General features: G+C 52.7%; 5 protein-coding genes. 2 read left to right on the plus strand and 3 right to left on the minus strand.

From position 1 onward, the window contains the following. Window positions 1–129: 129 nt before the first annotated feature. The 3 genes from BUE76_RS18270 to ruvA form a co-directional block, all read right to left on the minus strand. Window positions 130–888, minus strand: coding sequence for an SDR family NAD(P)-dependent oxidoreductase (locus BUE76_RS18270; RefSeq protein ID WP_073043495.1), 759 nt, complete (start codon window positions 886–888; stop codon window positions 130–132). 262 nt (window positions 889–1,150) lie between these two features. Continuing rightward, window positions 1,151–8,290: a T9SS outer membrane translocon Sov/SprA gene (gene sov, locus BUE76_RS18275; RefSeq protein WP_158070000.1), complete on the minus strand. Its 7,140-nt coding sequence runs from the start codon at window positions 8,288–8,290 to the stop codon at window positions 1,151–1,153. Between the two features lie 39 nt (window positions 8,291–8,329). Continuing rightward, the gene (ruvA, locus tag BUE76_RS18280; protein WP_073043499.1) at window positions 8,330–8,911 is read right to left on the minus strand and encodes a Holliday junction branch migration protein RuvA; all 582 of its coding nucleotides are present in this window, start codon (window positions 8,909–8,911) and stop codon (window positions 8,330–8,332) included. Window positions 8,912–9,263: 352 nt separating this feature from the next. Between ruvA and BUE76_RS18285 the strand changes: the two genes are divergently transcribed. Both BUE76_RS18285 and BUE76_RS18290 read left to right on the plus strand, forming a co-directional pair. Continuing rightward, on the plus strand, window positions 9,264–10,259 hold the full coding sequence (locus BUE76_RS18285) for a beta-ketoacyl-ACP synthase III (protein ID WP_073043501.1): 996 nt from the start codon (window positions 9,264–9,266) through the stop codon (window positions 10,257–10,259). Between the two features lie 608 nt (window positions 10,260–10,867). Then, a complete protein-coding gene (locus BUE76_RS18290; protein ID WP_073043502.1) occupies window positions 10,868–11,791 on the plus strand; it encodes a M48 family metalloprotease in 924 nt (307 codons plus the stop codon). The last annotated feature ends 28 nt before the right edge of the window (window positions 11,792–11,819 follow it).

Consider the following 11,819-nt stretch of genomic DNA (forward strand, 5'->3'; position numbering starts at 1 on the left):
CCGGCATGCCTGGTGTTTTTTATTGTAGGAATGGTCTAAAAAATGAGAAACAAATTATGTATATCCAGCTGTCAAAAGCTTGCAGCTTGCAGCTATAGGCTTGCAGCTATCACCTTGCGGCTCCTCCCTTTATCCCTTAAAAAAATGGCTCGCATTGGCCTGTGCCGTGCAGGTTACCACCAGGTCGTTGATACACACATGTGCGGGCAGGGTGGCAGTATAGTAAATAATTTCAGCAATGTCTTCGCCCACCAGCGGCTCGTACCCATCATATACTTTACCGGCAGCTTCTGCATCACCTTTAAACCGCACAAGCGAAAACTCCGTTTCGGCAGCACCTGGATGAATAGCTGTAACCTTGATTTTATGCCGTAGCAAATCGATGCGCATACCACGGGAAAGAGCGTCTACGGCATACTTGCTGGCGCAATAGGCATTACCCCTTTCGTATACTTCCTTTCCGGCAATAGAACCCAGGTTGATGATGTGACCGCCGCCCTGTTTTACCATGTAGGGCACAACCGCTTTGGATACATACAACAGCCCTTTCACATTGGTATCGATCATGGTATCCCAGTCATCCAGCGAAGCTTCATCGAAGAGGTCGCGGCCAAGGGCCAGGCCGGCATTGTTGATCAGGAAATCGATCTGCTGCCATGCTTCGGGCAGGTTTTCGATAGCCTCGGTAGCGGTGGCACGGTCGCGTACATCAAAGGGCAGCAGGAGGCTTTCCGTTCCGTACTGGTCTTGCAGTTCTTTTTGCAATTGCTCCAGCCTTTCTACCCTGCGGCCGTTAAGGATGAGGCGGTAATTATTGGCGGCAAATTTCCGGGCACAGGCTTCGCCAAAACCTGCAGTGGCTCCGGTGATGAATACAGTTTTTTTCACTGGGCAAATGTAAGGTTTGGAGTTAAGGGTTTGGGGTTTGGAGTTTGGGGTTAGGAGTTTGGAGTTCAGGGGGAAGTTTTTGGTTTTTTGTTTTTGGTTTTTTGTTGGAGAGAGCTAGCTCCTATATCAATAATCTATAAAAGCATTGGTTTAAAACAAACGGCGTGCACCTGCCTGGTACACGCCGTTTGTTTTAAACCAACTAAAAACCAAAAACTAAAAACACCCAACACCAAACTCCTAAACCTAAACTCCAAACCGTTTATTGCGCCAACGAAATACGCACCTGCGCACCCGCCCTTGTAGTGGTAATGGGCGCAGAAGTAGCAATCTTGGGAATGCTGCGGTTCTGCTCGAAGAAAAGGCGGAAGTTGATGCGGTTGTTGATCACGTAATCGATGGCAGGCGCAATACGCACCACCTTTTGGCCTGCAGTACCAAAAGCGGTATTCTGGTCGAGGCGGCTGTTGGCAGTGGCATCATCCCGCAGGCTGAAGTCGAAGCGGAAGGTAACATCGTTGTTGAGGGTTCGTTCCTTTTTGCCAATCTTCAGGTTCTGCAGGAAAGGCACACCGCGGCGGCGCCAGTTTAATCCCAGCGTGTATTCGGTGCTCCGGTTTTCGGCCAGCTGGTAATCTACCAGGCTCAGGCTCAGCTGCCTGCTCTTGCGGTATTCGAAGCGGGTGCTCAGCTGGTTGGTAAAGGTCATATCCAACTCGATGAGCGGATTGAACTGCTCCGAAATGGTGATGTTGGGCACCAGGAAATAAGGCACATAGTTACCTGTGAGCGTATCGCGGAAATAGGGCATCCCGATGCGCAAAGGATCCTGGAAGAGCAGGGCCGTATTGAACGAGTTCATGCTCAGCGTGCTGCTATAACCATGACGGATGCTGAAGTTGGTAAATATCTTTTCCATACCCGGTATCCGCGACAGGCCATTATAGGTCACGTTCCAGTTGGGCCGCGGCAGGAATCCTTTGAACGGGTTGCTGCGGAGGCTGGGGTTCGAATTGGCTACCAGCTTCACACTCGAGGGGTCCTTCTTGGTATAAGCTGCAATGAAAGATGGAATTAACACATCCTGCGCATAGCGGCCATAGCCTTCCACATAACCATCCGTCCCCGGGGTATTGCCAGCATAATCGTTCAATTTGCCCAGCCTATCCGACAGCACCGTGCGGTTGGCTTCAAACTGGCGGAAGGTTTCCGACACTTCGTTGGGATTGAACTTGGTGAACATGGTCTGGTAAGAAATGTAGCTAACGCTGAACGATCCCATTGCATAAGGGTTGTAGCGGCGCAGCATATCGGTACCGCTGGTATCCTTGTACAATTCGGAGTACTGCTTTTCGTAGGTCTTGTCAATATTCACGTCGATGTTCAGGTCGCGGATGGGACTGAGCTGCGCCGTGATATTGAGCTTCTGGCTGTATCGCTGTTGGATCAAGGCATTGAACAGGGCACTGCGCGTAAGCAGGCCTTGCTGACCAAAGCGGTTGATATCCGAAGTATCGGGCTGGTAGCCCATGATGTACTTCCAATTCGGATTTTGGCTGCGCAGGTTCATGCCCAGGAACTGGGTGCTGTCGAGGTAGCCAGGCAGCAGGGTACCGAGGTCTTCGGTGTACTGCACCCCTACCCTTTTCAGCGAAGTGGCCAATTGCAACAAAGCCTTAGGCAATGCACCCAGTTGGGCGGGCTCACCGGGCTGGCGCTGCTTTTTCACTTTCGTTGTATCGCCGGGCTGCTGCGGCTGTTGCTGCTGCGCGCCTCCACCTGCATTGGCATTTGCCAGTAGCCGCCATTTGTTATACAACTGGTCGAAGTTGAACTCACCGGTAAGGTTGCGGGTCTGGCCGTTGGTGAGCGTGTTACCCAGCTCGCGGGCCAGCAAGGAGGCCGCCACCCAATCGTACCGTGCCGTGAAGTTTGCCCGCACCGATGTCCAGTCCAGCAGGGGCAGCTTGGCCGTTGGCAGGGTATACGACAGCGTAATATCATGGTGATAGCGCGTGGTTCGACCACCATTCAGCAGGTTGGTCCGAATAGAGTCCTTCTCTCCTTTTGTATCCAGGCGGCCTGCGGGTTCATCCACACGGCCGTTGTTTACCGCGTTAAAGTCCAGCGTCAGCGAACGGGTAAGATCCCAGCGCATGGTATAGTAGCGGTCGAAGTAGAAGAACTTGTTATAGGTCTCCGGGACCTTGTAGGGACCGCCACCCACATTGCGGCTTTGCAGGGCACCAAACTGGCGGAACAGGTCGGCCTTTAAGGAAATGAGCGAAGGCTTATAGTTGAAATTAAAATCACGGATCAGGGCCAGCCAGGGCGATTGCGATTTTACCAACCTTTTCAAGGGCTCCACAAACTTAGGCTGCGGTGCAAAATTGTACCCCAAGGCGGCCCTTGTGCTGGTGAGCTCATCGCGTTCGATGATGGGGTTGGTACGCACCTGCTGGGTCATGCTATAGTTCAGGTCCAGGTTGGAAATATCCCAGGGCTGTGCCGGCTTATTATTGGTCTTGATCTTTTTTACATTGGTAAAATTCACCGTCTTGATGGTGAGCTCGTCCACCGCGTTCAGGCGGATGGAGTCGCGGTCTTTGGCAGCAGCGGCGGCCAGCTTGGCATCCAATTCGATGTCGAGGTCGTACGGATCGTACTCCGGCGTGCTGGTAGTTTTACTCACTCCCGCGTATACCGGCACCTGCAGTCCCGCCTGCTTGGGCAGCAGTTTGCCCAAGTCCAGGTTGGCACTGATATCATACTGGGTGAGGTCTTCGCGGCTGCGTTCGTTTACCCTTTGCTCCAGGGTACCAAAGCCCCGGCTGCGCTTGCTGCCGGCAAAGGTCACATTACCCAGGTCGGCCAGGCGCAGGTCCACCCGCCCGATGGCCGCATACCCGCCCTTTTCATCCAGTCGCGAGAGGCGCAATTCGTTGAACCACACTTCGGTATTCACCTTTTGGGCACGGGCATTTTGCACCGCCAGCAGCATACCCCGCACTTCTCCCAGGTTGGGATTACCCAAAATGGAAATCTGCTTTCCTTCAATAAGTTCACTATAATATACCGATGGCTGGGCACCGCTGGAGTTGCGGCGCAGCTTGACATCGGTCAAAAGGTTCATGTCGAAATCAAAGTAGTTTGCCGCAGGCCAGATATCGGCGGAGTCGATGGCACCCCAAGGCGTCATCTTCAGCGGAATCTTGATTTCATAATAGTTGGAAACAAAGTCGTTACCCAAACGCATGATGCCATACACTTCACCATCCTTTATATCGGTAGGCGTGGTCACCGATTCGGCGTGTACAAACATCTGCATGCGGCCATACTGGCGCAGGTCGAGGTTGAGGGTTTTGAACACCCCACGCGACTGCTTCGATTCCAAGTTGGCCACCTTGAGGCTCAGCGACTGCTCGTTCAACAGCAGTTGGATATTGTTATTCGAAATCTGCTGCTGGCGCTCGATGCCGGGCGGTTGTACATATTTAACCGGCTGGCGTTGGTCGTTTTCTTCCAGGTTCACCGCCAGTATCTCGGTAATGGTAGGATCGTTGGTGGGCAGGGGCTTGTAGTTGCCGGTAGTATCGGTTTCGTAGGCAAACTTGCGCCACTGGTTGCGCACCAGTTCCAGTTTACCAAAACGCAGCACCGCGGTATCCTCGAAATTGGTGAGGAACATCCGGATAAAACGCACCGACTTGAAATCGGGGATATTGCCCACCTTGGCATCGTAGTTCTGCACGGGAATGCGGAAGAGGTACCAGGTTTCATCGCGGCGGCTGCCATCGGCGAGGTCAACGGTTACCGTACGCTTATCGGTAATCAGTCGGTTGGTGAGCGGATCCATGTTGGGACGCAGGTCAACACGGTACTGGAAATACTCCTCTGTTTCGTTGAGGGTATTGTCGCGGTTCAGTTCTTCCTGGTCGGGGTAAAGCGTAAAGGCCGAAGTAAACTGGTCGGTATTGTTGGCCACCGGCGAGTTGCCGTGCGGGTTGTTGATGTTCTTATAACGGGCCAGGATGCCTGCTCCGGTCTTATCAAACTCACCGTTTCTGTATCCAATAAAATTATCATTAGAAGGATCGGTAGCAGCACTTTGGTAAAATTCCGATCCCGCACCAAAGTTGCGCTGGATGTCCGCCAGGTATGGGGCAAACTTCCGCACTTCAGCAGTATCGGTCAAACCATCAAAGCCAACGTCCTGCGAGGAGCGGTCGGCAGGGTCGTTACTAAATGCATTGGTTACCTGTACCGGGTTGCTGGGTACCACGCCCCACACCGAAGGATCGATGGGCAGTGAAGGACTGCTGGGTGCAGGCAGGCCATTTTCGTACAGGCGCTTGCCGTCTTTCACTACGTCTTCCGACACATTACCCAGGTTGAAATACAGCTCACCACCGCGGCTGCCCGGCTTATTGATAAAGGGGTCCTGCAGCCAGAACTCGATGAACTCAATATTGCTGGTTTCAAAATCGGTCTGGTCGATGCCGCGCATGATACCGCCCCAAGCCCTGCGGGGGTTTACCAGCTGACCCTTACTATTAACGGCGCTGGGCAGCGCGTTGAAGTTGTAAGGCCCTTTTTCGTTGGGGTAATAGGCCATGTCAAACGTAGTGAGCAGGGCTTGTCCCAGGTCGTTGGTGCGCTTGGGGAAAATCTCGCGTTGGAACACCTGGCGGGTTTGCGGCTTTGACAGTTCGGCACGGTTGCTCGCCAGCGGGTTGTTGGGGTTGTTTCGTTCCTGTAGTTGCGGCTCAATATTATACCAGGCCAGCTTGCCCCGGTTGTACCCGCTTTGGAGGTTGTTGTTCAGGTCGGCTTCGGGGAAAAGCACCTGCCCGTTGGCATCCACGGCCCCCTTGGGCACCGAAGCCAGCGTCCAGCTCACCAGCGGGAAACGCAGGTCGATGGAAGAACGGGTACCTTCAAAATCATCTATATATATAACACCGGTATTGCCCTTGCCAATTTGTGGCGCATGTCCAGGCTTGAGCATGGCAGCTTCGCCATAGGCGGTGATATTGGAGACGGCATTGGTTTGGTAAAACGGCAGCTTGTCCAATAGGCGCGTCAGGCGGGGAATGTCTCTGCGGTAGTCGAAGTCCACGCCATACATGGTATTGCGGATGGGATCATCGCCATAGCTCTGCTTGGTAAAAAACGGCCTTTCGCCCAGGCGCACCATGGTAGCACCTACCGTCAGGTTCCTGTTCCACAGGTAGTCGGCGCGAAAAGCCATATAGTTCCGCATCTGCATGCCGAAAGTCGCGTTGTTCTCGTACTGGATTTGTACCGGCAGGCCTGCACTAACAATGGCAGGGTTGATCACCCGAAGGGTACCCAGGTCGTAGTTGATCTCGTAGTCGATATTTTCTTTCAGGATCTGTCCGCCGGCGGTAACGCTTACCGAACCCCGGGGAATATTGAAGCCCAGCTGGTAATCGGTATTGTTGGCCGAGCGGCTGCGGCCCGAAATCTCAAAGCGGTTCAGGTTGGCATAGGTCTGCGCAATGGCCTTGATGGTATCGTAAAGCGGATAGAACAGGTACTGCGAAGAAGTGGCACTATCGGGATACACATATTGCAGGTCGCGGCCGAAAGGCTCCAGCAGCGGGAAAATGATCCGGCTTTGGTTGGACAGTACCGTATAGCCTTCCAGGTAGTCGAACAAACCATCCGGCTGGGGGTCGTTCTGGTTGTTGAGGCGGTCGAGGTTTTGCAGGGTGATTATGGGTACACCTTTATATTCCTGCTTTACGCTTTCCTCGGGCAGGTAGCGCTTTTCGCCTTTGCTGGGCTCTTCGTAGGTAACATTCAACTGGAAATCCTGGCGCTCCAGCTGGCCATAGCCTACGCTGTACACGTTCTTCATCATCAGGTCCCAGATGGGCAGGTTAGGGCGTTGCGAAGTAGCCTTGAGCAATTTCAGGAATAGGATATTCTGGGTATTGCCGGTGCTGTCGGGCGGCACGTCCTGCGAAAATTCACCCACCTGGTACACCTGACCGTTATAAGTATACTGGTATGCCACACCCAGCACTTCATCGGGCTGAAGCGGCTGGTTCAGCGACAGGAAACCAATCTGGGGATTATAATAGAAGTCGGTAGGCTGCAGCTTGCGGGCAAAGGTTTTTTCAAATTCCTGCACAGGCTGCATACCCAGGCCGGTCAGCACGCTTTGGATTTGCGTAGCGTTCCGGGCACCCGGTGTGTTGATCAGGGTGCGGTACAAATCGTTCGACCCGTTGTTGGGATACAGGATGGGCGATGCACCCCAACGGGGATTGAACGGCTGGTTTTCGCCCAGGTCCATAAGGCCCACCACGTTGCGGGTTTCGGTAGTGGCACCGGTGCGGTTGGTCACCCACACTTCCACACGCAGCACCTGCACATTGCTGTTTACAATGGGCAGGTTGCTCATGGCTTTATTATAGTTATTCCGGAAGTATTGCGCTAAAAGGAAGTGACGGTTTTCCTCGTACTCGTCGGCCTTGAGGTTGAACTGTTGCGAAGCGCTGCCGCCCTGCAATCCAAGGGTCTGGCGCTGCGAACGCTGGTTGGCCAGCATGGCAGTGAGGTATAATTTCCCAAACTGCAGTTGTGTTTTTACCCCAAACAAGGACTGGGCACCCGGGATAAGGGTACCCTTGGAAGCAAAAGATATATTACCCGCCTGCAATTGCTTGAGCACCTCATCGTCCTTGCCCTGGTAATCGAGCTTGAGTTGGTTCTCGAAATCAAAATTGGCAAGGGTATTATAGTTAATGGGCAGCTTGATCTTATCCCCGATATTGGCATTAAGCTGCAGCTGCGCATTCATGGGAAAATCAAGACCGCCAAACTTCCTTGCCCTTTCGGGCAGGGTAGGATTCTTGATGTTCTGCCCCTGGTAGCCCAGGCCGACATCCACATACCCTGAAGGCTTGATATCAATTTTTCCGTTGCCGGTAATGCGGTTGACCCAGTCGTTACTGAACCCAAATGCCGGCCGCACATTGCGCCGGTTAAGGTTGGTGAGCAAGTTGGCCCTTTGTTTGAAGTATTCCTGTTCGTCCCTTTTGCCCTGAAGGTCCACAAACTCGCGCATCGAAAAGGTCATGGGCGTGCGGTAATCGCGGCTACCCAGCTTTTCAATCACATAGTATTGTTTTGTTTGGGGATCGTACTCGATGCGGCGTTTGACAAAACCGGTATCCTTCAGGTCGAAGCTATTTCGGGAAGGATAGGTATAAGGATCACCCCTGCGGTCGCGAAGGGGATAACGGCTGGTATCGGTTGTTGCATTAGCAGGCTGAGGTGCAGTACTTTGCGCCTGCGCCCCCAGTGTTGCAGCAGCCAACAAGAGGGCCGCTACCAACGTACGGAATGTATGGGTAGAATGATGTGCCAAAGTCAGATTTCCTCAACTAACAGGGTTTCCAAGGGGTAATTACAGATTCTTCAGTGCGGATTTGATCAAATCCTCCACCGACAGGTCGGGGTGCTGCGCCGAAGACTTCTTGATGGCGCCTTCAGCAGCGGCCCGGTTAATGCCGAGCGCTATCAGGGCATTTAACGCATCTGTTTGCAGTGTATTGCTTTGCGGCAGCGAAATATTTAGGTCGATGGGATGCTTCGACAATTTGTCTTTGAGCTCCACGATAATGCGTTCTGCGGTTTTTTTACCAATACCCTTGATGGCCTCCAGGCTGCGGGCATTGCCCCCGGTAATGGCGGCTGCAATTTCCTCGGGTTTCATATACGACAACATCACCCGGGCTGTGGAAGCGCCCACACCGGATACACCAATCAACTGGAGAAACATCTCCTTTTCTACGGCATCAAAAAAACCGAACAGGATGTGGGCGTCCTCGCGCACCAGCATATGGGTGAGCAGGGTACCGGCTTCGCTGCTTTGAATGCGGCTATAGGTGTTGAGGCTGATGTGCACATCGTAGCCAACACCGTTTACATCAACAATAACGGAGGCAGGCGTTTTATGGGTGAATTTACCCCTGAGGTATGCGATCATGTGCACGAAGATAAGCGCACAGGGGAAAGCCCTTATTACGATAACGATGGACAAGGAACCAAAGCCGGCGGAAGGGTTTATATATAAGATAAATAAACCAGGTGACGAGGTTTGGAGTTAGGGGTTCAGAGTTAGGGGGTTTTGGTTTTCGGTTTTTAGTTTTTGGTTGGGATGAGCACCCGGACCGTTTTGGAGCCTTTGACAAATGATTGCCCAACAACTCCAAACTCCTAACCCCTAACTCCTAACCCTAAACGCCCAACCAAAAACTAAAAACCAAAAACCCCTCCCCCAAACCTCGTCACTCAGTCTTTCCTATCTTCGCAGCCGTTTTCTGAAAAAACCGCAGTACATGATCGAGAAAAAAATAACCGCCGCCATCACCGCCGTGGGTGGCTATGTGCCCGAATACCGACTCACCAATGCCGAACTGGAAACACTGGTGGATACCAACGACGAATGGATCCGCAGCCGCACCGGTATTGAAGAGCGCCGCATCCTCAAAGGCGAAGGATTGGCTACTTCCGACATGGTAGTGCCGGCAGTAAAACAGTTGCTGGAAAAACGCGGCATTGGTGCCGAAGAAATAGACTGCATCATTGTGGCCACCGTTACCCCCGATATGGTGTTTCCGGCCACAGCCAATATCGTTGCCGATAAAATTGGCGCCAAGAACGCCTGGGGTTTTGACGTGAGCGCCGCCTGCTCGGGTTTCCTCTATAGCCTTACCCTAGGTGCTTCGCTCATCGAAAGCCGCCGCTACAAAAAAGTGGTAGTGGTAGGCGCCGATAAAATGAGCGCTATCGTTGATTACACCGACCGCACTACCTGTATCATCTTTGGCGATGGTGCCGGCGCCGTACTGCTGGAACCCAACCATGATGGTTTTGGCGTGCTGGACAGCATCCTGAAAAGTGATGGCAGCGGCCGCGAGTTCCTGCACATGAAGGCCGGTGGTTCGCTGCGCCCGGCTAGCAATGAAACCATTGCCAATAAACAGCACTTTATTTTCCAGGACGGCCAGCCTGTATTCAAGGCCGCTGTTAAGAGCATGGCCGACGCCAGCGCCGACCTGCTGGAGCGAAACAACCTGACTGGCGATGATATTGCCTGGCTGGTACCCCACCAGGCCAACAAGCGTATCATCGATGCCACAGCCAACCGCATGGGCCTGTCGCACGACAAGGTGATGCTCAACATTCACAAATACGGTAATACCACCGCAGCCACCATTCCCCTATGCCTGTGGGAGTGGCGCCACGAACTGAACAAAGGCGACCTGATTGTGCTGGCTGCTTTCGGCGGCGGCTTTACCTGGGGCGCTACCCTCGTGAAGTGGGAGTATTAAGACAGTTAGTAGTTAATAGTTTATAGTAGCCCTTGCACTTAGTGCAGGGGCTACTTATTTATAGTAATAATGGGTGTAAAAAACCATAACAAACCTCTTACCTGTTATAATTATACGGGACGGTATTACCGGTGTTAACGACAGACTACTTGTGACAGACAACTCATCGCTTTTTGTCCGTAACCATTTTTTGAAATCGCGTTCGGATTGACACAAAAGCCCTTAGGGCTTTAATTTAAATAGCCGCCGGTGAAACCGGCGGTTACGAATCCCCGACGATTTCTTCATCCAACCCTGTAGGGGTTGAACCTTCTACTTCCTAGAGATTCTACCCCTACACATTTTATGATCGGGTTCGCTTTGCTTACCACCGGTTGCACCGGCGGCTATTTAAATTAAAGCCCTAAGGGCTCCTAACCAAGACATCCCTTGTGCAGCTATCAAAACATGGAAAACCCAATGCGCAGAGTACGGGAAAAAGCACTGCATCCGGCTTATTAACCTTCCTTAAGAAAGGCCGTGTTAATTAGCTAAAACCCACTGCTCCTTAACAGGTTACGGCACAACATTAGCGCTAAGTGAAACACCAATCAACAAGGAGCTAACAAATGAAAAACTTACTTTTTTTACTACTTAATCTTTGCCTCGTTGCAGGTGCCAGTGCACAGCAAACAAGGCCGGTAGGCAGCCACCAGGCACCTGCCAACTGGACACCAAACACCCAAACCAATTTTGCCTCAGCGTCGGATGCAAAACTGTACGCACAGCAGATTGTGGATGTGGTGGGCCTGAAAGCCAATTTTGAACTGATGCCTGCAAGGGTGGACAATGCCGCCGCCGTAACCTATGGCGGCAGGCGTTATGTTTTATACAACCCCAATTTCATCAATGCACTGGTACAAAAAACCGGCAATAAATGGGCAGCTATTTCAGTGCTGGCGCACGAAATTGGCCATCATCTGAATGGCCATACGGTAACTATGAACGGCAGCCACCCTGCTACCGAACTGGAAGCCGATGAGTTCTCGGGTTTTGTGCTGCGCAAAATGGGCGCTTCTCTAACCGATGCACAGGCAGCCATGCAGCTTTTGGCCAGCCAGACTGCCAGCCGTACCCACCCTGCCCGCCAGGACCGGTTGGCCTATATTGCCAAGGGCTGGCAGAACGCCGGCGGCAATGCCATGCGGGATGTAGCCGTTCAGCGTACACCGCAGTCCGCACCCGTTCAGGAGCCTGTTTACCAGCAGGCACCCATTGAGCGGCAGCCGGCAACTGCCAGCCGCAGCATCATTGGCACCGTGCGCTTCGACGCCAGCCCAAACAGCCGGTATTTTGTTACCGACAACTACCAGGTGGTGCAGGTGCAAAACCAGGTTGCCAAGCCTGTTGCCAAAGTGGCGCGGATGAACGATAGCCGCTTCCCCTATGTTATTTACGACGAACAGAACACCAAACTGATTGTAAGCGCTACTGGCGCCATCTATACCACCAATGGCCGCCAGGTAGGCAGCATGCGTGCTTACAACGGATAGTCCCTTTTACAAGCCCCGAAAAAAAAAA

This window comes from Cnuella takakiae (assembly GCF_001953305.1).
Taxonomy (GTDB): Bacteria; Bacteroidota; Bacteroidia; order Chitinophagales; family Chitinophagaceae; genus Flavisolibacter; species Flavisolibacter takakiae.